Source organism: Aquimarina sp. EL_43 (assembly GCF_943422735.1).
Lineage (GTDB): Bacteria > Bacteroidota > Bacteroidia > Flavobacteriales > Flavobacteriaceae > Aquimarina > Aquimarina megaterium.
In genome coordinates this window covers 5009382-5032857 of record NZ_CALSBR010000001.1, presented here as the reverse complement: position 1 = coordinate 5032857, position 23476 = coordinate 5009382, and the positions used below count along the sequence as shown (strand labels likewise).

Annotated in this window: 15 protein-coding genes; 5 read left to right on the top strand and 10 right to left on the bottom strand. The window is 32.2% G+C overall.

Annotation, left to right across the window (positions count from 1 at the left end; all coding sequences use genetic code 11):
* Nucleotides 1-62 precede the first annotated feature (62 nt).
* Nucleotides 63-218 carry a hypothetical protein gene (locus NNL09_RS21675; protein ID WP_196911306.1) on the top strand — a complete coding sequence of 52 codons (156 nt, stop codon included), beginning with the start codon at nucleotides 63-65 and terminating at the stop codon, nucleotides 216-218.
* A gap of 235 nt (nucleotides 219-453) precedes the next feature.
* Here the strand turns inward: NNL09_RS21675 and NNL09_RS21670 are convergent, their stop codons facing one another.
* The 4 genes from NNL09_RS21670 to NNL09_RS21655 form a co-directional block, all read right to left on the bottom strand.
* Nucleotides 454-1203: a LytTR family DNA-binding domain-containing protein gene (locus tag NNL09_RS21670; protein WP_196911305.1), complete on the bottom strand. Its 750-nt coding sequence runs from the start codon at nucleotides 1201-1203 to the stop codon at nucleotides 454-456.
* The gene (locus NNL09_RS21665; protein WP_196911304.1) at nucleotides 1204-3354 is read right to left on the bottom strand and encodes a tetratricopeptide repeat protein; all 2151 of its coding nucleotides are present in this window, start codon (nucleotides 3352-3354) and stop codon (nucleotides 1204-1206) included.
* Between the two features lie 135 nt (nucleotides 3355-3489).
* Nucleotides 3490-5763 (bottom strand): tetratricopeptide repeat protein, encoded by a 2274-nt coding sequence (locus tag NNL09_RS21660; protein WP_196911303.1) that lies wholly within the window; start codon nucleotides 5761-5763, stop codon nucleotides 3490-3492.
* Between the two features lie 54 nt (nucleotides 5764-5817).
* Entirely contained in the window at nucleotides 5818-7977 is a 2160-nt protein-coding gene (locus tag NNL09_RS21655) for a tetratricopeptide repeat protein (RefSeq protein WP_196911302.1), read from the bottom strand.
* 272 nt (nucleotides 7978-8249) lie between these two features.
* Here NNL09_RS21655 and bcp point away from each other — a divergent pair, with 272 nt between their 5' ends.
* Complete coding sequence (gene bcp / locus NNL09_RS21650; RefSeq protein ID WP_025665491.1) at nucleotides 8250-8699, top strand: thioredoxin-dependent thiol peroxidase; 450 nt, start codon at nucleotides 8250-8252, stop codon at nucleotides 8697-8699.
* Nucleotides 8700-8797: 98 nt separating this feature from the next.
* Here bcp and NNL09_RS21645 read toward each other — a convergent pair whose 3' ends face one another.
* Nucleotides 8798-10246 carry a TonB-dependent receptor gene (locus tag NNL09_RS21645; protein ID WP_025665492.1) on the bottom strand — a complete coding sequence of 483 codons (1449 nt, stop codon included), beginning with the start codon at nucleotides 10244-10246 and terminating at the stop codon, nucleotides 8798-8800.
* Between the two features lie 167 nt (nucleotides 10247-10413).
* On the opposite strand from NNL09_RS21645, the gene NNL09_RS21640 reads away from it, so the two are divergent.
* Both NNL09_RS21640 and NNL09_RS21635 read left to right on the top strand, forming a co-directional pair.
* The gene (locus NNL09_RS21640; RefSeq protein WP_025665493.1) at nucleotides 10414-11175 is read left to right on the top strand and encodes an MBL fold metallo-hydrolase; all 762 of its coding nucleotides are present in this window, start codon (nucleotides 10414-10416) and stop codon (nucleotides 11173-11175) included.
* A 3-nt stretch (nucleotides 11176-11178) separates the two neighbouring features.
* The gene (locus NNL09_RS21635; protein ID WP_025665494.1) at nucleotides 11179-11676 is read left to right on the top strand and encodes a hypothetical protein; all 498 of its coding nucleotides are present in this window, start codon (nucleotides 11179-11181) and stop codon (nucleotides 11674-11676) included.
* Nucleotides 11677-11736: 60 nt separating this feature from the next.
* Here the strand turns inward: NNL09_RS21635 and NNL09_RS21630 are convergent, their stop codons facing one another.
* The 5 genes from NNL09_RS21630 to NNL09_RS21610 form a co-directional block, all read right to left on the bottom strand.
* The gene (locus tag NNL09_RS21630; RefSeq protein ID WP_025665495.1) at nucleotides 11737-12579 is read right to left on the bottom strand and encodes a DUF4249 family protein; all 843 of its coding nucleotides are present in this window, start codon (nucleotides 12577-12579) and stop codon (nucleotides 11737-11739) included.
* Nucleotides 12580-12593: 14 nt separating this feature from the next.
* Entirely contained in the window at nucleotides 12594-15008 is a 2415-nt protein-coding gene (locus NNL09_RS21625) for a TonB-dependent receptor (protein ID WP_025665496.1), read from the bottom strand.
* Between the two features lie 238 nt (nucleotides 15009-15246).
* Nucleotides 15247-16785 (bottom strand): cadherin domain-containing protein, encoded by a 1539-nt coding sequence (locus tag NNL09_RS21620; protein ID WP_196911301.1) that lies wholly within the window; start codon nucleotides 16783-16785, stop codon nucleotides 15247-15249.
* A 276-nt stretch (nucleotides 16786-17061) separates the two neighbouring features.
* Entirely contained in the window at nucleotides 17062-19899 is a 2838-nt protein-coding gene (locus NNL09_RS21615; protein ID WP_196911300.1) for an esterase-like activity of phytase family protein, read from the bottom strand.
* Between the two features lie 249 nt (nucleotides 19900-20148).
* Nucleotides 20149-20754 (bottom strand): hypothetical protein, encoded by a 606-nt coding sequence (locus NNL09_RS21610; protein ID WP_025665499.1) that lies wholly within the window; start codon nucleotides 20752-20754, stop codon nucleotides 20149-20151.
* 315 nt (nucleotides 20755-21069) lie between these two features.
* Here NNL09_RS21610 and NNL09_RS21605 point away from each other — a divergent pair, with 315 nt between their 5' ends.
* Complete coding sequence (locus NNL09_RS21605; protein WP_196911299.1) at nucleotides 21070-23469, top strand: TIM-barrel domain-containing protein; 2400 nt, start codon at nucleotides 21070-21072, stop codon at nucleotides 23467-23469.
* The last annotated feature ends 7 nt before the right edge of the window (nucleotides 23470-23476 follow it).

Here is a 23476-nt window from a genome sequence, read left to right as displayed (position 1 = left end):
AAATTTTGAAGATTAAAATGTCTGTACATTTATCTTATGTCTAACTAAAAAAATAAGATTTAATGAAAAGTAAATTTGTGAAATTTCTAGAGTTTGAAATTAAAAAAGAACAAGCAAAAGGTGTTAAAGGAGGATCAATTAGTACAGATCAGAACCAGAATACCCCAATAATTATTGATAATCTTTCTACCAGTTTTAGAAAAGACATGGCTAGATAATTTGTTCAGGAAAGACTCATCTTTACCTTTGATAAAAGGAAAAGGTGAGTTTTTTTATGACTGAAGTGATTTAAACTTTTTTCAATTCGCTATAAAAATGCTCTTTTTCACTCAATTTTCGTCTTTTTATTACTTCGTAGCGCTGCTATGAAGTGCAAAAAACACTTCAATTGATCAAAAAACAACTATTTTTCGCCAGAATCAAAAAAGTTTAAATCACTTCACTAGTAAACCATTAGTTAAGGTCGTTTATTAGCTTTAACAATATTTCTTTTTTTCTGGTAGCCAGCGGAATTTTACTTTTATCTTTTAATACCAGATAATCTCCTTCTCGCTTATCGTATCTCAATAAATAATCCAGATTTACTAAATGAGATTGATGGCATCTAAAAAATTGTTGCGAAGAAAGCATATTTTCATATTCTTTAAGTCCTTTAGATACAAGCAAGCTATCCTGTTTATGGATAAAAAACTTGGTGTAACTACCACTTGCCTCCAGGTGCATAATGTCTTTAACAAATACAATCTGGATACCATATTTATCTTTTAGAACCAAACGAGTAGGTTCTTTTGATTGCTCACTTATATTATCTATAAGTGTTTGTACTCTCTGCGGTGTTTTATGATGCTCAAATTCGGACCTTGCCTTTTTGATAGCTTCTACTAATTCTTCGGGATCAATAGGTTTCAGGAGGTAATCCAGGGCGCTAAATTTTATTGCTCTAAGCGCATATTTTTCATGAGAAGAAGCAAATATTATCTGGAAATTGATTTCTGGTAATTTTCGTAATACATCAAACCCAGTGCCATCTGGCATCTCGATATCCAGAAATACAAGATTTGGCTTACTAGCTGTAATTAGTGCAACTCCTTCTGCTACATTTGTCGCTTCTCCTATAAAATCTACATTAGGACAATACTCATTAAGTAACTCTAAAAAATTTCTTCTTGCTGCCGGATTATCTTCAATAAGGACTACTTTCATTTATATGTATTGAAATGGTAAATTAAACGTTACTTGTGTTCCTTGAGAAAGATCTTGGATATCAAATGCAATTTTTTTCTTTCGCATCTTACGATAAAGATCAATACGTTCTTCTGTTATTTTTATAGCATGAGATACATGATCTTTGCGTTTTACCTTTATAGCTTCTTCTATTCCAGATCCATTATCTAATATTTTTAAGACTAAATGATCTCCTTCCATCGAAAAATGAATATGAATAGTTGCCCCTTCTTTTATAGCAGTAACACCATGTTCTATGGCATTTTCTACAAAAGGTTGTGCAAACATAGGAGGGATGGCGATTTCTTCACTAATTAAACCGTCTTCCACTTCAATTTTAAAAGTAAAAGGATGATCGCGTTTTAAGTTTTGAATACTCAGGTAATTATCCAACATATTAATTTCCTGATCCAGGCTAATAAATTCACTTCTTGAGTTGTCTAACACTTGCCGAATGAGCTTAGAGAATTTTATGAGATACATACTGGCTTGTTTAGCATCTCCCTGGTTCATATAATCCTGTATAGAAGTCATGGCATTAAAAATAAAATGTGGATTCATCTGTACACGCAATAGATTTTGTTCTATATCCTGTGCTCTTTGTTGTAATGCTAATCTTTTTTGTCGGTTTACCAAATACAATACTAACCCAAGAAGTAATAAAACCATGCTCACAATACCAAAAATGGTTTTATTAAAATTGGCTTGTTTTAATTCTAAAGACTGGATAGAGGCTTGTTGTGCTAAACTCTTAATTTCCTGTTCCTTTTTCTCGGTTTCGTATTGTACTTGTAGTAGCGATAATTGTTTTGACTTTTCTTCGCCGAGCAAAGAATCATAAGTGCTGTGATACAATTCATAGGATGCTAAAGCAGCTTTATGATTACCTAATGCTTTTTGAATTCCAGACAATACTTCTGAGCCGTCTCTAATGGCAGTAGGGAAATTAATTTTCTGAGCAATAGTAACACCTTGAATAAGATATTCCTTTGCTTTTTGTAAATTACCCAATTTCCATTCAACCTCACCAATTGTATTTAAAAGTACAGCATGAGAAGATTGATCTTCGATTTTTTGTTGAAATAATAATCCTTTTTGTAGATATTCTAATGCTTTTTCATATTCTTCTTTGAGAAGATGTATCTTTCCAATATTGACATAGCTTGCGACGATAATTTGCTTTTCTCCTATTTCTTTTTGAATTTCTAAAGATTTCAAATTATATTCTAAAGCTTGATCAAAATTATCTTGTTCTTTATATGTAGTTGCAATAGTATTGTATAGATTTCCTATATGACCTTTCCAGCCTAGTTTTTTTGCAATTTTTAAAGACTTAAAAGAATATTCTAGTGCTTGTGTATATTTTTTTTGCTTGTAATATAGCATAGCAACATTGTGAAAAGTATAGGTAAGTAATTTTTCATTCTTTATTCTTTCTTGAATTTTTAATGCTATTAATTGATGTTCCATTGCTTTGGTATAATTACCTTTTTCGGTATATACAAAACCAATATCACTGTGATCTGTGGATATTCGACTACTGTCCCCAAGATTTTTATCAATTTCTAAACCCTTTAAATGGTATTCTAAGGATTTGTCATGATCGCTTTGATTTCTATAAGTGAGGGCAATATTGTAATAAGATTGAGATATCCTCAATTTTTCGTTTAATCCTTCATATATTTTCAATGCTTTAAAATAGTATTCTAAAGCTTTCGTGCTATTTCCTAAATAGTTATTTACCGTTCCTAATCCATTATACGCTCCTGCTTCTCCTTCTGGGTATTTGATCTTTTTTGCAATAGCAATACTTTTTTGATGTAAATCGATTGCTTTTTCAGAATTTCCTAATAACATAGATATCCAGGCAATCTCATCGTATGATCTTATGACCCCTTTATTGTAATTTATTTTTTTTGCAATTTTTATTGCCTGGTTTGCATAAAATGAAGTTTGAACAGAATCACTGTCAGAATATTGCCGAGCCAAAAGATTATATGTATCAACTTTTTCTTTCTCAGAAATATTGGTTTCAAGTGCCTGTAAAAGCGAATCGACTTTAGTTTGATTTTGTGCAAAAACATTGAAAACAATTAAAAAAGAAAAGATGGTTAGGGTATTTTTTTTCATAGTATAAATTCAGATGTACCTCGAAGTATAAGATTTGATTACTTATTAATTATTATTATTTCTTTTCTGACATTATTGAATGTAAATTTATAAAACTTCTTCTTGCTGTATAGGTGTTTTGAAAAGGAATTATTTTTATATGTATTGAAATGGTAAATTAAACGTTACTTGTGTTCCTTGAGAAAGGTCTTGAATATCAAATGCAATTTTTTTCTTTCGCATTTTACGGTAGAGATCGATACGTTCTTCTGTTATTTTAATAGCATGAGATACATGATCTTTGCGTTTTACCTTTATAGCTTCTTCTATCCCAGATCCATTATCTAATATTTTTAAGACTAAATGATCTCCTTCCATCGAAAAATGGACATGAATAGTTGCTCCTTTTTTTATAGTAGTAACACCATGTTCAATAGCATTTTCTACAAAGGGTTGTGCAAACATAGGAGGGATGGCGATTTCTTCAGGAATTAAACCGTCTTCCACTTCAATTTTAAAAGTAAAAGGATGATCGCGTTTTAAGTTTTGAATACTCAAGTAATTATCGAGCATGTTAATTTCCTGATCCAGGCTAATAAACTCACTTCTTGAGTTGTCTAGCACTTGTCTGATCAGTTTTGAGAATTTTACGAGATACCTGCTGGCTTGTTTAGCATTTCCCTGATTCATATAATCCTGTATAGAAGTCATGGCATTAAAAATAAAATGCGGATTCATCTGTACACGCAATAGATTTTGTTCTATATCCTGTGCTCTTTGTTGTAACGCTAACCTTTTTTGTCGATTTACCAAATACAATACTAACCCCAGAAGTAATAAAACTACACTTGCAATACCAAAAATAGTTTTATTAAAATTAGCTTGTTTTAATTCTAAAGACTGGATCGAGGCTTGTTGAGCTAAACTCTTTATTTCCTGTTCTTTTTTCTCGGTTTCATATTGTACTTGTAGTTGCGATAATTGTTTTGATTTTTCTTCACCGAGAAGAGAATCATAAGTAACGTGATACAATTCATAGGATGCTAATGCAGCTTTATGATTACCTAATGCTTTTTCTGCTTTTGATAAAATAAGGGAACCGTCTCTTATTTCTGTAGGAAAGTCAATTTTTTGAGCAAGCTTAATACCTTTAGTGAGATACTCTTTGGCTTGTATGTAATTATTTAATTGGTAATAAACTCTGCCTAAAGCATTATACAATTCAATAGAAAGTGAATGATTTCCAATTTCATTACTCAATGGTAAACCTTTTTGCAAATATTCTAATGCTTCAATACTGTTTTTTTGTTGTGTGTATGAATTGCCTATACTAATATAAGCTCGAATCATTCCCATTCTATTATTTAATTCTTTTTTGATTTTCAAAGATTTAAAATAATAATCCAAAGCCATGGCGATATCATTTTGCTTACCATATATATCTCCGATGTTGTTATAACTGACTGCAATACCAGCTTTATCATTTATTTCTTTATTGATACTTAAGGATTTTAAATGATATTCTAGAGATTTTGTATAATCGCCTTGGTCATAAATAACAGCTGCAATCAAATTATAACTAGTAGCAACACCTTTTTTGTTATCTAATTCTTCTAGGATATTTATAGCTTTAAAATAGTAAGTTATAGCTTTAGGATATTTGCTTTTTTTATAGAAAACTAAGCCTATATTATTATATAGATTTGCGATTGATACTTTATCATTTATTTTTTCAAAATATTTTAGACTTATATTATAATATTTCAAAGATTGGGTATAATTGCTTAATGAAAAGTTGGCAATCGCAATATTCTGGTTCGCATAAGCAATATTCTGTTGATCCTTTAGTTCTTCATAAGATTCCAAACATTTTTGATAATATACTAGGGCTTTAGAATAATCATTTTGTTGAGAGTGTAAGAATCCCATGTTATTATAAAAACTAGCGACTCCTCTTTTGTTTCCCATTTTTTTCTTGACCTCTAAAGATTTGTGAAAATAAACCATAGTCTCAGAGAAATCACCTTGTTTATAATAATTTGTTGCACCTAGACCATTATACCCATTTGACTCACCTTTGAGGTATTGGATTTCTTGAGATATATCTACAACTTTTTGAAATATTTTGGCAGACTTTTCATATTTTTTTGAAAGCATAGTTGCCCAGGCTATTTGATAATATGCATCTGCTACTCCTTCTGTATATTTAATCTGTTGTGCCAGATTGATAGCTTGATTGGCATAGTTAAAGGTTTTGGTAGAATCTGCAGAAGTATATTGATCAGCTAATAGATTATATACATCCACTTTTTCTTTATCCGAGACCTTGGTTTTTAACTCTTGTAAAAGCGAATCAATTTTTACTTGATTTTGTGCAAAAACATTAAAAACAATTAGAAAAAAAAAGATGGTTAGGGTAGTTTTTTTCATATTTAAAATTATAAATCCAAGTTGCGTTTCAAATACAAGATACAATTATTGCCTTTATACATGCTGAAATGGTAAATTAAACGTTACTTGTGTTCCTTGAGAAAGATTTTTTATATCAAATGCAATTTTTTTCTTTCGCATCTTACGATAAAGATCGATACGTTCTTCAGTTATTTTTATAGCGTGAGATACATGATCTTTGCGTTTTACCTTTATAGCTTCTTCTATCCCAGATCCATTATCTAATATTTTTAATGCCAAATGATCTCCTTCCATCGAAAAATGAATATGAATAGTTGCACCTTCTTTTATAGCAGTGACACCATGTTCTATGGCATTTTCTACAAAAGGTTGTGCAAACATAGGGGGGATGGCGATTTCTTCAGGAATTAAACCGTCTTCTACTTCAATTTTAAAAGTAAAAGGATGATCGCGTTTTAAGTTTTGAATACTCAAGTAATTATCGAGCATATTAATTTCCTGATCCAGGCTAATAAATTCACTTCTTGAATTATCTAACACTTGTCGAATGAGCTTCGAGAATTTTATGAGATACATACTGGCTTGTTTGGCATCTCCCTGATTCATATAATCCTGTATAGAAGTCATGGCATTAAAAATAAAATGCGGATTCATCTGTACACGCAATAGATTTTGTTCTATATCCTGTGCTCTTTGTTGTAATGCTAACCTTTTTTGTCGATTTACCAAATACAATACTAATCCCAGAAGTAATAAAACTACACTTGCAATACCGAAAATAGTTTTATTAAAATTAGCTTGTTTTAATTCTAAAGACTGGATCGAGGCTTGTTGAGCTAAACTCTTTATTTCCTGTTCTTTTTTCTCGGTTTCATATTGTACTTGTAATTGCGATAATTGTTTTGATTTTTCTTCACCTAAGATTGAGTCATAAATAGCATGATATCGTTCATAAGATTCTAAAGCAGCTTTATGATTACCTAATGCTTTCTCTATTTTTACTAAGCCATACGAAGCACTTTTTACAGCAGAAGGAAAACCAATCTCCTGACCAATAGTAATGCTCTTGATGAGATATTCTTTGGCCTGCAGATAATTCTTTAATTCAAATTCAATTTCACCTAAAGTATTCATTACGGTGGTAGATGAAGACAGCTCTCCAATTTCCTGGCTTAATGTTAATCCATTTTTTAAGTATTTCAGGGCTTCCTTATAATTTTTTTCATTAAGGTATATTTCACCAATTAGACAGTAGTTAGATATCATGATACCTTTAATGTTGAGCTTTTTGGCAATTTTTAGAGACTTAAAAGAATACGTTAAAGCTTTGGCATCATCCTCTTGTTCAAAATAAATATTTCCAATGTTTAAATAATCCTCAGATATACTTGCTTGATTTTTAGTGCTTTTGCTAATCGTTAAGCATTTAAAATAATATTCTAATGCTAAGTCATAATCTCCTAAAGTTTCATAAATAAACCCAATATTGCTAAGCGAAACAATAGCTTTTTTTTTACTGCCTATTTCATCATTAATTTTAGAAGCTTTTATAAAATATTCTAATGCAGAGGAATAATTACTTTGATACACATTGATCATTCCTATATTGTTATATCCAGAAAAGATACCGTTCTTATTATTCAATTCTTTAAACAACTCCAAAGCTTTAGAATTATAATCTAATGCTTTGGTGTAATTTCCCAATCTAACATGTACTTGTCCAATATTACTATAACAGAAAGCTACATCTTTTTTGTTTCCTAAAGAATCTCTTATTTTTAAAACTTTTGTGAAGTGCTTTAGTGCCATAGCATACTCACCCTTTTTTTTGTAGGTAAGTGCTAAATCATTAGATGCTATGGCTTTGCCTTTTGCATATTTTATTTTTTGAAATAAATCAGATGCTTTATCCGAATGCGCTAATTTTACCGTAGCTTGACTTATACTATTGTGAGCATTAGAAATACCTTCAATATAATTTAATTGCTTAGAAAGATGAATCGCTCGATTTGCATAGTCAATGGTTTTAGTAGAATCTGTAGAAGAATATTGCAAAGCTATATTGTTATAAATATCTACTTTTTCTTTATCGGTGATTTTAGTAGTAAGTAGTTGTAATAGAGAATCTATTTTAACCGGATTTTGTGCAAGAGCGCTACATACACTTATGTAAACAAAAACAGCAGATAAGAGTATTTTTTTATTAGTATTTAGCAACACAGACAACGACATATATCTAAAATAACCTTAATTTATTTATATGCAAGAATACATAAATATCTGAACGCAACAAAAGGGTTATGGTAGGTAATAAAAGTGAAGATCTAAATATTAAATTTAATCCTGAAGTATTACGAAAAATTTGGTTCTGTTTTTTTGAAATTTTATAACTTGCCTTACTTTACAAAAGTAAGTAATAGAGAGGTTGAACTTTATTATTTGTTAAGTATTAACTAGGATATTTACTTACATAGATGTTATAAACTAGATTCAATTTATATACAATGACAACATTAAAAGCAGGGGATAAGGCTCCTAATTTTTCGGCATTAGATCAGGATGGAAATACAGTTACCTTGGGGGATTATCAAGGGAAAAAACTAGTTGTTTTTTTCTATCCTAAAGCGAGTACTCCTGGTTGTACAGCAGAAGCCTGTAATCTAAGAGATCATTATCAAACTTTTCTGGCCCAGGGGTATGAAATTATTGGAGTAAGTGCTGATAGCGCCAAACGGCAACAAAATTTCAAAAATAAATTTGAATTACCTTACCCATTATTGGCAGATGAAGATAAAACAGTAATTGAAGCTTTTGGAGTATGGGGACCAAAGAAATTTATGGGTAGAGAGTATGATGGTATTCATCGTACTACTTTTGTTATCGATGAAAAAGGAATAATTTCTGAAGTTATTGCAAAGGTGAAAACTAAAGATCACGCTGCTCAAATTTTATAAGTGCGTGGTTATTACAGAACTAAAGATGAGTTCACAATTAAAAAAGCAGTATAGTAAATAACTATACTGCTTTTTTAATATGTTTTGGTATAGGTAACTTATTTTACCGCTTCTATGGATTTGTATCCAAAAAAGTTATTAGCTTTTATCATTTCTGGTATAAGATCTGGTAACTGATCTTCCCATCCAGATTCTCCTTCTTGAATTTTTTGTAGGACTTCTCTTGAGAAAATATTCATAATAGAGGGATCATAATCTGTAATATCCTGTAATTTACCATTGTATTTAAAGAATTTATACAGTTCTTTCATCCTTGGGTGTACTTTAAGAGTATCACTAGTGGTTATCTCTCCTGTTTTATGATTCTTTAATGGGTATAGATATACTTTTAAATCTTTAAAGAATAATTTACCAAAAGCTTCCAGAATACCTCCACTAAGGTGTCTATAGTATTTTTCATCAAAAATATCTACCAAATTATTAACTCCCATAGAAAGCGCCATACGTTCTTTGGTATAATTAGAGAAATATTCAACTACTTTATAGTACTCTTTAAAATTAGAGATCATTACGGTTTGTCCTAAAGAACAAAGTAATCTGGCTCTAGCCATAAAATCTTCTTCATCAATTTCACCTTCGGCCCTTAAGTTCGACAGTGTTACTTCAAAAATTACTACGGTCTTATCTTCGTTTACTTTATTTTCACTCAAGAACATATTGAGTGACTTTTTGTATATATCCATATTAACCTTAGTCACGGGTCTAAAACTCCCGCGCAGTGCTAATATATTTTTCTTATATAATATGGCAGCAGGTAAAATATTATGCCCATCAGGACCAAACATTACCGCTTCGGTCATTCCATTTTTAACCAATTGTAGACTCATTAGTCGATTATCTACTTTGGTAAATCGTGGTCCAGAAAAGTTAATCGTGTCAATTTCTATTTGATCCTTATCCAGGTGATCATATAGATATCTGAGTAATTTTTTGGGATTATCGTATTTATAATATGCTCCGTAAATAAGGTTAACACCTAATATTCCTAAAGTCATTTGCTGCAATCGGGCATCATTTTCATGAAACCGAATATGAAGCAAAATTTCATTATAATCTTCATTTGGTGTTGTCTGATATCGAATGCCTACCCAACCATGACCTTTATATTTTTTAGCAAAATCAATTGTTGCAACAGTATTTGCATAACTAAAAAATAACTTATTAGGGTGTTTTTCTCTGGTAATTCTTTCTTCAATAAGACCAACCTCATGTCTAAGCATTTTTTTTAATCTTGCTTCGGTAACATAACGTTTGTCATTTTCAATACCATAAATAGCATCACTAAAATCTTTATCATATGCACTCATTGCTTTTGCAATGGTACCAGAGGCTCCACCTGCTCTAAAAAAGTTTCGAACAGTCTCCTGACCAGCACCTATCTCGGCAAAAGTACCATAGATGTTTTGGTTCAGGTTAATACGCAAAGCTTTGCTCTTTATTGAAGGGACAGATTCAAATTCTTTATCTCCCATTATCTTAATAGGCATAGTAAAAAGGGCTTTTTTTGTTTACCGTAAAGGTAATAATACAATGAGTATTAAAAAAGGTTTGAATGCAAATTTCTATATTCCCTAAGATTTTAAGTATTATTTAAGGGAAATATGTGATTTTTGACCAAAAAAATATAAGTACATTTGCCTTAGTTTATTAAAATATGGAAGTAATTTTTCTTGGTACAGGCACATCACAGGGGATTCCGATTATAGGAAGTACCCATCCTGTTTGTTTAAGTGACGACTCCAGAGATAAGCGACTTCGTGTTTCTATACTTGTATCTTGGGATGATTACCAATACGTTGTGGATTGCGGACCAGATTTTAGACAGCAAATGCTCTCGAATAAGATATCCAGAATAGATGGGGTAGTCTTTACTCATGAACATGCAGATCATACTATGGGATTAGATGATATAAGGCCATTTTTTTTCAGGCAAGGTGATATCCCTATCTATGCGCATAAGAGAGTTTTGCAAGCACTTAGAACTAGGTTTGAGTATATTTTTTCTTCGGAAAACAAATATCCCGGAGCCCCAAGTGTTATTGAAAATGAACTTACGAATCAACCTTTTGAATTGGGCAATCTGGATGTGATTCCTATAAATACGTTTCATAATCGTTTACAGGTATTTGGATTTCGATTTAGAGATTTTGCATATCTAACCGATGTAAAAACAGTTGAAGAAGAGGAAAGATTAAAGTTAAAAGGAGTTAAGGTTTTGGTGGTTAATGCATTAAGAATAGAACCCCATCATTCGCATTTTAATTTAGAAGAAGCCCTTGATTTTATAAAAGAAATACAACCCGAAAAGGCATATCTCACTCATATCAGTCATATGTTAGGTTTTCACGCCGAAGTTGAGAAGTTATTACCAAAAAATGTATATATAGCTTACGATAATTTAAAAATAACCATCTAGAATATGAAAAATAAGATCTTTTTATATCTATTCATTTTTGCAGCATTATTTATTCTTTTTCAATTCATGAATGCCAAAAAAGCAAAAGAATCCTATGATACAAAAATAGAGAGCTTAAAGACCAAAATAACAACAAAAGAAGCAACCATTGATTCACTGATTAGTGCCAATATGGATATTACCTATTTTACTTTAGAAAGTAATGAGGATGCAGTAAATTATTTTGAAGAGATGGGCTATAATGCTAATAAGCTTGCGCTAACGATAAGTGATCAGATTATCGGACAAAATAAGGCGGGAGAAGATAACCCAATAATTCCGTTTGTTGGGATGGAGGGTAATATGAGTATTAATAAAGTAAGATTACTTAATCATAAATGGATTATAGCTGATTTTACAGATGGTGTTTATTGGGGAGAGCTTTTTATACTATATGAAGTAAGAGAAGATGGTGTTATAGATTTTGAAGTAGAAAAATCATTTTTGTACCCAAAAGACTAGAAGAATACCTAATTTAATAAAGGCCAGATAATATATATCTGGCCTTTATTAAATTTATCATTAATTAAAAGTATACGTTCTTCGTGATACTTGTGTTAATCTAAAATAGCCGTGAGCATAATTATCGGCATTATCCAGATTAATACAATTTCCTTTTAAAGCTACCGGAGTTGCGCTAAAAAGGCCGACACCTTCAGATTGCTCGATAAGTATCCTTATGTAGTTGTAATATCCTTCAGAAATACCATATAAGTCAATATTTACAATATCTCCAGAAGTAAATTCTTGAGTATTTGTATTGGTATCTTCTTCTTTTTCATAATACCAGTTAATTTCATTTCCGTTTACAAATTCATCATCAAGATCCTCAAATTCTGATAAAAGATCTCCTTCTTCTTTAAATCTGAAAAGATAATAGTTGTCTTCATCTACGGGATCATCGAATATAAGGTTTACTTCTAAAACTTCATCATCAAAACCATTTTCGGTAGATTGGTTAACTTCTTTAATATCAACAACAGGCATTAGGGTTTCTGTAGCTGAATAGTTTTCACCATTATAAATAACCTCTAGTGTATAGGATTGATTAAGTACTGGTACAAATTCTGTAGTTGTATATTCTCCATTATTTTGATCTGTAAAAATAAACTCGACTCCGCTAGAATTATTAGTAACTTTAACTGAAGCACCAGTAACACTTGTATTAGAAGTTGTATCAAAGTATGCAGTAGATGTACTTAGTTTTATGGTTTGATTATTTCCTGTTGTACCTTTTTCCCAATCTAATGAGGCTTCAATAGTTAGTCGGGCAGGAGCGGTTTGCACATCCACGTCTATTACATCTTCACAAGAAGTAAAGATTATAGTAAAAAGGAATATTATTATTTTAAAATAAGCTTTCATATGTTTATATTTTTTTAAAATTTGAAGTTATAGATTACCGATGGTACTATACCAAAAATTGCTGTTCTTGTAGCTTCGTTTGCCCCTGTCTCTACATTTTGACCAAAGGATATTGAAGCTGCATTTTTCTGATTATATACATTGTATATTCCAAAAATCCATTCTCCTTTCCATCTCCTGTTTGGTTTTCTATTAGGTCTGTATGTTGCAGAGATATCAAGTCTGTGATACGATGGTAGTCTATCAGAATTTCTAGCAGAATAACTAGCTACAGACAACCCTTCATATTCATATTGACCATTAGGATACGTTACAGGTCTTCCGGTCTGAAAAACCAGATTTGCTCCAAAACTCCACTTATCATTTAGTTTATAGGCTCCCGTTACCGAAATATCATGTGTTCTGTCATATGCAGTGTTATACCAATCTCCATTATTGATTCCTGGCCCTCCTGCATTACTACCAAGGCTTCTTTGTTCTGATTTTGATAAGGTATAAGAAATCCACCCTGTTAATTTCCCTTCATTTTTACGTGCCAAAAATTCTAATCCGTATGCTCTGGATTCTCCATTTAATATTTCGGTTTCAATAGTATTGTTTCCTATTAAATCAGATCCATCGATATAATCTATTCGGTTATCAGTGGTTTTATAGTAGGCTTCTACTTCTAAGGAGTACATTTTATCTTTAAAGTTTCTAAAATATCCTAGTGCATATTGATCTGATAATTGCGGTTTTATATATTTTCCACTTGGTGCCCATACATCTAATGGCGTTATAGAGGTAGTATTGGACAATAAATGAATATATTGTGCTGCTCTCGAATACCCCATTTTAATAGAGGAAACATCATTTAGCTGATATGCTAGGGATGCTCTGGGTTCGAAATTACCATAACTCTTAATCGTTTCACTTTTTTTATAATCGGTTTCACCAATTTCGATACCTCTTTCATAAAAACCTAATGTACTATTATATACTACCGGTTGATCATTAGCATAATTTTTTAATGCCTGCCCGCCTAATCGACTAAAAGCACTATATCTAACACCATATTGTACAGTTAGCTTATCGGTAAGTTTATGTTCTGCATTTACATAAATACCACTTTCAAAAGCTTTTTTTCGATCCAGAGATAAAGGATTTACTGCAGAACTTGCTGATGTGGGTTGTACTTGTCCAGGATCAAAATCATAGTAGATACCGCTAACTCCAAAATCTAATTTAAACTTATTGCTGGCATAATATTTAAGATCATATTTTAGGTTATAGTTGTTAATAGACGAAATCCATTCGAATTCCTCCATCGTAATATCTATGTCGTAATCATATTTACTATATATGAAGGATGCGTTGGAGAATAATTTATCGTTAAAAATATGATTCCATCTTAGATTCCCTGATAAGTTTCCATAACCTACGCCAAAATTCTCACCAAATTTGAATGTGTCTCTACCAAAATACCCAGAGAGATAGAGTTTATTCTTTTTACTAAGCGTATAATTAGTTTTAAGGTTTAGATCATAAAAACCGGCAGTGTTTTTTTCACCAGCCGCTTTTAATATAAGATTTACATAAGAGCCTCTACCTGCAACCAAAAAAGAACCTTTATCGCTAAATAGAGGACCCTCGGCGGCTAGTCGGCTAGAAATTACACCAATACCTCCGGTAAGGCTAAACTTCTTATTATTTCCATCCTTTTGACGAACATCTAGTACAGAAGAAGTTCTACCACCAAAACGAGCAGGAATCCCACCTTTGTATAACTTAATATCTTTAATAGCATCTGCATTGAAAACAGAAAAGAAGCCTAATAAATGAGAAGTATTATAAATTATTGCTTCATCAAGTAAGACCAAATTTTGATCTGCTGCACCACCTCTTACATGAAACCCACTAGAGCCCTCACCGTTTTTAGTCACTCCTGGTAGCATCTGAATAGATTTTATGATATCTACTTCTCCTAATACTACTGGCATTTGTTTTACAGTTTTGATGTTTAGCTTAGATACACTCATTTCGGGTTTTCTAAGACTTACACGCTCTGTTTCCTCGCTTTTAATGATTACCTCATCTAATTGTGTAGAAGATTCAATAACATCAAAATCTATTTTTTGATTTTTGTCGAGTATTACTTCTTTATTAATATCTGCATATCCTACATAGGAGGCAACAAGGGTATAGTTTCCTTTTGGGGCGGTAATAGAATAAAAACCATACTCATTGGTGATCACACCAATAGAAGTGCCTTTCAAAAAAACAGAAGCACCAAAAAGTGTCTCCCCATTATTGTTATCCTTAATCGTACCACTTATCGTATAGCTCTCTTGTGCTATTGCATTGGTACTGACAAAAAATATAGTTAGGCAGCATAGTATTAATTGCTGCGTCCTTTTTTTTAGATTTCTAAATTTAAAATGTCGATGCATATTGGTTTTGTTTATAACTTTTGATTTGACTGATTTTTTTAAAAATAATTGTAGTTGTAATGATTTTGTATCTCATAGACAATTGAGAAAATAAAGGGTTGCATGAACAATTAAATATTTAATTTTTACTTTACATATAAACCGTTAAAGCCTTGTTTTTACCGAAATTATTGAGCAGAAAAAACCCTCATTACAGTAGTGCAAGAGGGAATTTTATTCAATTATTTTATTACCATTTTTATGGAGTACAATCACTAGAATAACTGGCAGCTGCATCTTTTTGCCAATTCGTTAGGTATGAAGCGCTGGGATCATCTACTTCAATACAGGTAAGAGAGGGGTTGTTTTGTAAAGTTACTTCTGTTAGAGCATTGTTATTTCCATTCTTTAGGTTTATTGAAGTAAATTTATTGACATGAACTTCTAGCCTGGTTAGGTTGGTATTTTTACTAATATCTAATGTTGTTAGGGAATTACCACTACACATTAAAGTAGTCAAGGCAGTGTTTTTACTTAAATCTAAGGAAGTTAGTACATTACCACTACAATCTAGATATTCTAGAGCAGTATTTTTACTTACATTAAGATGTCTAAATCTACCATTACTAAGGTTTAGGAGCGAGCATTCTAAACGGGTTAGGGAAGTAAAGTATTGTATTTCAGAAAGATCTGAAATATTTTTAAGATTTACATTTATTTTTTCAACTATTTGAGCTTCTTCTATAGAAATTTCTCCATTACCATTAGTATCTATTACAGGGTCAGTATGTTCTAATAATGCTTGTTTAAAGTTAGGATCTGTAAATGTAATAATTTCATTTTCTATAACGTTGTTTAACGTTACTGTTATCACAGCTTCTTTATTATTTACTACTGCAATTGCAGTGAGTGTTTTTCTAGTTTCATAATTAAATAAAGTAGCTTCTTTAACGGTGAGTTTTCCTGTTTTTGGATCTATATTGAAAGCACCTTCCGGAGTTTCATTTTTTAAACTATAGGTTAATTCTCCTTGATCTGTTGTAGCTTCGATTGTACCAAGTTCTTGTCCAGCAGTTGGATTTTCGTCTATAGTAGTTTGAAAATCTTTTACGATAATAGTAGCATCTTCTATATCATTTAAGTTGATGATAACCTTAGCTTCTTTACCAATTTCTTTGTTATTTACCACTACTGTTGTAGCGAGCGTTGTTCTGGTTTCATAATCAAACAAGGTAGCATCTTTTACAGTAAGTTTTCCTGTTTTGGTATCTATGGCAAAAGCACCTTCAGGAGTTTCGTTTTTTAAACTATAGGTTAATTCTCCCTGATCTGTTGTGGCTTCAATAGTCCCTAGTTCTTGTCCTGCGGTTGGGTTTTCGTCTATAGTAGTTTCAAAATCTTTTATAGTAATGTTCGAATCCTCTATATCGTTTAGATGTATGGTTACCTTCGCTTCTTTAGTTAGATCTCCATTTTTTACCAACACTATTGCTGTAAGTATTACTCTGGTTTCATAATCAAACAGAAAGTTCTCTTTTACAGTGAGTTTTCCGGTTTTTGAATCTATTGCAAAAGCATTGGCAGGCTCTTCACTTTTAAAAGCATAGGTTAATGTACCTTTGTTGGTGGTTACATCAATAGTTCCTAATTCTTGTGCGGTGGTTGGGTTCTCGTCTATGGTAGTTTCAAAATCCTTTACAGTAATAATAGTTTCTATGACAGGAGTATCGTCATCACTAGTACATGCAATACTAATGATAGCTAAAATTAGGGTAGCAAATACTTTTACATTTTTCATGAGCTTACTTTTTTAATAGGGGTATGGTTCGAATTCCAAATAGTATTACAATTTGAGTGCAAATATTTATAATTGTAATCATATATACTACCCAGTTTTCAGTGATAATAAAGGGTGTTCTAACTACTATGTTTTGTACATAACTGTATATCTAAAGGTGTTCATTATGTAGATAAGAGAATAAATTACAGCTATTATTCTATAAAAAAACCACCTGTATAGGTGGTTTTTCTGTTTAGTTGGTTTATTAAGTGAAGTGAAGTTAGTTATGCGATATTATTTTTTTAAGAGTTTCTTTTTGATAAACTCACCATTAACCTCGATTACTGCAATATAGAGCCCTTTAGAAACCTCATACCCATTTTTTGATGTACCATTCCAGGTATATGTAAAACCTTTATCATTTTGTTGTTGATCGACTAGTTTTCTAACAAGGTTACCATGTACATCATAAATATCAATAGATACAGTATTTTCTTTTTTTAGCATATTAAAAAAAGTAACCTCGTTTCTAAATGTATTTGGATATACTTTTATGGTATTGGTAGCTATATTTTTTTTGTCGGGTTTTATCTCGTCCCATTGTTTTCCTAATGGTTGATCTAACCATAAAAGGATAAACTCGTTATCATCGGGGAGTCCCATGCCTATATGGCGACCTACACTAAAAGGGTAGTTGTTATCATTGAGGACCCCGATTAAAAAAGGATTAAATACCACTACACTTTCTATGGTCACAAATGGAAATGCAAAATCTTTTCCTATTCCTATATCGCCCTCTAGTCCCGGCTCAGATATTCTACGAATATCATTGATTTTAAGAAGATCAACATTTAGTCGTTTTTCTATCAATGTTTCGTTTTTATCTAATTCAACTTCATAGATTGCTTTATAACCATGTATATCTCCCTGAGAATTATCTCGCTCTATGATTAATCCTCTTTTTGAGCTAAACATAATAAAATCACCTATTGCGCGGGCTTTTTTATCAAGAGGATATTCAAATTTTTTACCAGTATATGATTTACTTTCTAAATCAAATTCGTGAATCAACAAATTATTGTTTTCAGAGCCTTCAAGAGGTTTTTCTAATAAAGGTAATAGCGTCTTTTTATTAGTACTTAATGCCATCCCTTCAAAACCACCACTACTTTTTACCCGAAAAGGAGTGTCTAATTTTGTATTTCTATATGGCCAATATAGCCCTGCTAACCATGGTGTATTTTGCCCGTTTTGATCTTGTAAATTAGTTCCATCTCCCACATTACCAACTTTGGGAAAGTCACCAAATAAACATACAGTTCTTATCTCTGGATATTGTTTATGAGCAATAAGAAGTGTTCTGAAATCAAAACTTTGAATATCTGCCCGATCGGTAAGATTATTTGCAACAATTACATCGGCTATTGCTGTTGTAAAAGTTTTTGGATCTACTGTTCTGTTAGCAAAGATATCTCCACGATCATCGACATCTGTTCTTGGATTAATTTTGGTTTCAATATTAAAACGAACCTTGGATGCATTCTTCCAACGTTTCTTTGCCTCGGGATCTGAAGCCCCAGGTCCGTTTTGGTAATATGAAACATAAAAATTTACAAAATCTAATACCTGTTGTAAAGAAGGCATAATATATGGATCTATAAACTTGTTTTGGCTTGCAAAAGCGACAGCAGCAGGTGATAAAGACAGATCATTGGTTTGAGAAGGCCTTCCTTTTAAGATTTTATCGGCAATGAATGTATTTTGAATTTGATGTAAAGAAAGATCTTTAACCAGAACTTCATCTTTATACTCATAAGGAGTACCATCTGCTTTACGTGTTTTTGCAGCTTCGATATGTGGATCATGATCTAACACAGGAATACCATCGAGAGTAATACCGCAATCAGTTTCTATGGTTGGCATCAGGAAATCTAATGCAGCTTCTATAGCGGGTAATGTATTCTCTGGGCGTAAGTTTCGCGCACCTCTATGACCTTGCGCATCAAATAAATTGATATCGATCAATCCTTCAGAAGTCATAAAATCGGGTTGACCATCTTTATTATTATCAAAGTTTTGAAGAGCTTGTAATAATACATCAGGACGATCAGAGATAATTCCCTGTACACCAAGATCCAAAAGTAGGTTTATGTTTTCAAGATCATTTACTGTATATACAACGACTTGATGACCTGCACGATTTAAAGAAGAGACATTAAATAATTCGCTCGATGCATTGGCAAGGGTAGAAGGAGGAGTTTTTCTACTTCCTACCACTGTATTGGTGTTTTGATCATCAAGCATCACATACCATGGAGACATTACAGGAGGTTTGCTTCCATACGCCTTTGCATGTGATCGCATAGCGTTCATTATTCGCAAGGCACTATATTCTTCACTATATGGATTTTGTGGTGCGCGAAGTTCTTTTCCCGGAGTATCAAAATCAGGTAATGAGATTGGAGGATCTAATAAAACACCATTTTTATCAAAATGTAATAGAAAAGGTCCGAATTCATCACCAATCCAATACTCTCCATTAGAAGTTCTTTGTATAGATTCTATATCAAAATCTGCTCCGGTAAGAATTCTCGAATCACTAAAATGATTTGTAATGGCAAAAGGAATCAAACCATTAGGGTCTCGCAATTCGATATAACTTAGTATATCAATAGATCCATTACCCCAACCAATAATACTCTTAAAATTTGGTCTAATCCTATAAAGACGAAGGTTATAATCTGATGAGTTCTCGATACTTCCAAAACCATTATCAGATAATACTGTGAAAGTTCTATCGTAATTATTTAAAATTGCAGAAAATCCTTGTATAGGCTGTTTATTATAAAAAGGAACTGGCTGTTGATTGATTAATCCCTGGTTGATGTACTGTCCTGAGGTGGGCCCATTGGAGAAACTAGCAGCTGGTAAAACTGCTCTGGATATCAAAATATCTCCAAAGTTAATGAAGGACTTGCCAGTTCCTTTTAGGTATGTTTTTCTATTAAAATGGTTATCGGTAGGAAGATCGAATTTAGATTTCTCTAAAGATTCATCTTTTGAAGTCAATTTTTGGGCTTGTAATGTAAATAGTCCCATACATAATATACCCAAAAGTATATGATGTTTCATTTTAGAAATGATTTGGTAATGACGTTTCATAGTGTATTGTACATTTAAGATTAGCTTGGTTAATGACACCTTAAAATTACACCGTGTATATTACCTGATTGTTTATGATTCTTAAATAAATGATTATATCTATTCATTAATTTTGTGTGCCCTTTATCCATAAAACACTGTATAAAAACATGTTAAGAGCTTTATAGAAGTAAACAAGGCCACCTACGCTAGTAAATGGCCCGTTCTATATGTTGATACTTATTGTCTAATAACATCTGGTAGCCCAGTCAAACTACATATTTTCTTACGATATGTAACTCTAATTCTAATTTCGTAGGGCCCAAAAGGTGAATTATGCATAATTCCACCAGGTAATCGCTCATAATTAGTGACCAGATATGAAGAGTTTGGCTTGTTGGCTATAGCCAAATCTCTCCAACCGTCTAATCTGTTATTAAAAATAGTGGCAGAATAACAGCAATTGTTTAAAAATAATTTTATGATACGGGTTTGTGTTATATTTCCTTTCCACCAGTTACAGTTAGAAGGAAGCTCTTCGGTACGGCAATTATTGAGTAGATCTTCAATGATATATTGATGAGGCATATCTCTTCCTGATCCTGAAATAAAATTACATTCATTTACATCCAGAACCAGGTCATCATCACAAGATCTGTCAAAAGATGCACATGTAGAAACCCCGATAGTTTCTCGTTTCAGATTTTTGCTATCTAAATTTTTAAGGATTGTATTTTCTTTTTCTGAAGATACAATCTCTTCTTTCTCACACGATGCGAGAATGAACGCTACAATAAACAAGATTAGAATTGAGTAATTTACATTTTTAAAGGTTTTAATTTTCATAATAATGCGTATTTGATTTTCCTACTCTTTTTTTAGGATTTTCGGTTTCTCCTTTTTACATTTCTATCCTTATATCAACTTTAAATAAATTTTGTTACCCCACGTATAGCACTCTATGATGAACACATTTAGAGGTCTGGTTTGTACCAGAAATTCTTACGAAAACGTTGTAGTGATTTTTTGTGATTCTTATTGTGTAAATCGAGTTTTACTAAAAAATCAATAATTCTTCTGGTATAGGTGCTGTTATACCTTTATTCTATAGGGATTCCGTTATATTTGAGTACTATCTATTGATAAAAATACATATTGAATATGAATTCTAAGTTTACCTTTTTTCTAGTATTTGGAGCCCTTATACTCACGACAATTTCTTGTAAAAAGAAATATGAAGGACCATATCAGGGCTTTAAAAATAAAGATACCCATATCGAGGTTTTTAAGGATAACGGAAAATATATAATTAAACCCTATTCTGATAAAATTATAGAAACCTCATTTATACCAACAGGAGAGACATTTGATTCACAGTCTCATGCCGTAATCTTAGACCCTATTACTACAAAAGTGCAAATACAGGACGATGATAATGTATTGACTATAGATACCAGGGGTATTGATGTACATATTACCAAAGAGCCTTTTCATATTTCATATACGTATAAAGGAAAAAAGTTGATTTCTGAAAAGAAGGGATATATAAAGACAGACTCTACAGAAATTTTAGATTTTAACCTCGATAAAAGCGAAGTGATTTACGGAGCTGGTTCTCGAGTGGTAGGAATGAATCGCAGAGGTAAAAAGCTTCAGTTATACAATAGAGCACATTATGGATATGAAAATTATTCTGAATTAATGAATTTTACAATGCCCTTGGTGCTTTCTTCTAAGATATATGCCGTTCATTTTGATAATGCTCCGATTGGATTTTTGGATATCGATAGTAAAAAAGATAATACGTTACAATATGAAACCATTAGTGGAAGAAAAACATACCAGGTAGTTGCAGGAGATGATTGGGAAGACTTGATAGATCAATATACCAACCTCACAGGAAAACAACCGCTGCCTCCTCGTTGGGCATTTGGAAATTTTGCCAGCCGTTTTGGATATCATTCTGAAAAAGAAACCAAAGAAACCGTAGCCAGGTTTAAAGCAGATAGTATCCCATTAGATGCAGTAATTTTGGATATTTATTGGTTTGGAAAAGAGATCAAAGGACATATGGGAAATTTTGAGTTTTTAAAAAACTCATTTCCAAATCCAAAACAGATGATCAATGATTTTAAAGATCAGGGAATCAAAACAATATTGATTACAGAACCTTTTGTGCTAACGACTTCAAAAAAGTGGGAAGAAGCTGTGAAGAGAGGAGTCTTAGGAAAAGATATGCAAGGAAATCCATTTAAGTACGATTTTTATTTTGGAAATACCGGAATTATAGATATTTACAATCCTAGAGGAAAAGAATGGTTTTGGGATATTTATGCCAAATATACCCGAGAGTATGAAGTAGCAGGTTGGTGGGGTGATTTGGGTGAGCCCGAAGTACACCCGTCTGATTTGCAACATGCTACAGGAAGTGCAGATGAAGTTCATAATATTTATGGTCATGATTGGGCACGATTGGTACAAGAAGGATATCAAAAAGACTTCCCAGAACAACGCCCATTTATATTGATGCGAGCGGGATATTCTGGATCGCAACGATTTGGAATGATCCCATGGTCGGGTGATGTAAGCAGAAGTTGGGGAGGATTGCAATCCCAAACCGAAATAGCATTACAGATGGGGATGCAGGGATTAGGCTATATGCATTCTGATTTGGGAGGATTTGCTGGCGGAGAGACATTTGATCCAGAGTTATATACCCGCTGGTTACAATATGGAGTTTTTCAACCTATATTTAGACCCCATGCTCAGGAGCATATTGCTCCAGAACCCGTTTTTCATGATACAAAAACAAAAACTTTAGCTAAGAAAAGTATCGAACTTAGGTATAGTCTACTACCTTATAATTATACCATTGCTTTTGATAATAATCAAACTGGTATACCATTGATGCGCCCTTTATTTTTTGAAAATACAGATGATAAAGAATTATCCGAAATAAGTTTTACCTACATGTGGGGTGGTGATTTTCTGGTATCACCCGTAATACAACCAGGTATTGCATCTATGGATATTCCGTTTCCAAAAGGAACTAATTGGTATGATTTCTTTACGGGACAGAAATTTGAGGGAGGAACGTTTAAAACGGTTGAAATAGTAGAAGATCACATTCCTGTATTTGTAAAAGCAGGAGCATTTATTCCTATGGTGCAGCCAGTACAAACAACCAAAATGTATTCGACCAAAAATATAATGCTACATTACTATCATGATACTACTATAAAAAATAGTTCTGGTAAGTTGTATGATGACGATGGTAAAACACCAAATGCTTTTGAAAAAGGAAAATACGAAATATTAAGATTTGATAGCACACTAAGCGATAAAGAGCTATCAATAGCATTAACATCAGAAAAAGGAGCTAATTACACATCAATCGACAGAAAAGTGACTTTGATTATTCATAATATTCAAGCTTCTCCAAAATCCGTAACAATAAGTGGTGCTTCTCCTTTGTTTGATTGGGATGAAGAACATGGAACATTAAATATTGATTTCGATTGGAATTCTGCTAAAGCTAAAAGTATTGATGTAATTTTTTAAAAGATAG

What these genes read in the sequence shown, in the direction of transcription:
- NNL09_RS21675 (WP_196911306.1), top strand. Translation starts at nt 63, where the DNA reads ATGAAAAGTAAATTTGTGAAATTTCTAGAGTTTGAAATTAAAAAAGAA.
- NNL09_RS21670 (WP_196911305.1), bottom strand. Translation starts at nt 1,203, where the DNA reads ATGAAAGTAGTCCTTATTGAAGATAATCCGGCAGCAAGAAGAAATTTT.
- NNL09_RS21665 (WP_196911304.1), bottom strand. Translation starts at nt 3,354, where the DNA reads ATGAAAAAAAATACCCTAACCATCTTTTCTTTTTTAATTGTTTTCAAT.
- NNL09_RS21660 (WP_196911303.1), bottom strand. Translation starts at nt 5,763, where the DNA reads ATGAAAAAAACTACCCTAACCATCTTTTTTTTTCTAATTGTTTTTAAT.
- NNL09_RS21655 (WP_196911302.1), bottom strand. Translation starts at nt 7,977, where the DNA reads ATGTCGTTGTCTGTGTTGCTAAATACTAATAAAAAAATACTCTTATCT.
- bcp (WP_025665491.1), top strand. Translation starts at nt 8,250, where the DNA reads ATGACAACATTAAAAGCAGGGGATAAGGCTCCTAATTTTTCGGCATTA.
- NNL09_RS21645 (WP_025665492.1), bottom strand. Translation starts at nt 10,246, where the DNA reads ATGCCTATTAAGATAATGGGAGATAAAGAATTTGAATCTGTCCCTTCA.
- NNL09_RS21640 (WP_025665493.1), top strand. Translation starts at nt 10,414, where the DNA reads ATGGAAGTAATTTTTCTTGGTACAGGCACATCACAGGGGATTCCGATT.
- NNL09_RS21635 (WP_025665494.1), top strand. Translation starts at nt 11,179, where the DNA reads ATGAAAAATAAGATCTTTTTATATCTATTCATTTTTGCAGCATTATTT.
- NNL09_RS21630 (WP_025665495.1), bottom strand. Translation starts at nt 12,579, where the DNA reads ATGAAAGCTTATTTTAAAATAATAATATTCCTTTTTACTATAATCTTT.
- NNL09_RS21625 (WP_025665496.1), bottom strand. Translation starts at nt 15,008, where the DNA reads ATGCATCGACATTTTAAATTTAGAAATCTAAAAAAAAGGACGCAGCAA.
- NNL09_RS21620 (WP_196911301.1), bottom strand. Translation starts at nt 16,785, where the DNA reads ATGAAAAATGTAAAAGTATTTGCTACCCTAATTTTAGCTATCATTAGT.
- NNL09_RS21615 (WP_196911300.1), bottom strand. Translation starts at nt 19,899, where the DNA reads ATGAAACATCATATACTTTTGGGTATATTATGTATGGGACTATTTACA.
- NNL09_RS21610 (WP_025665499.1), bottom strand. Translation starts at nt 20,754, where the DNA reads ATGAAAATTAAAACCTTTAAAAATGTAAATTACTCAATTCTAATCTTG.
- NNL09_RS21605 (WP_196911299.1), top strand. Translation starts at nt 21,070, where the DNA reads ATGAATTCTAAGTTTACCTTTTTTCTAGTATTTGGAGCCCTTATACTC.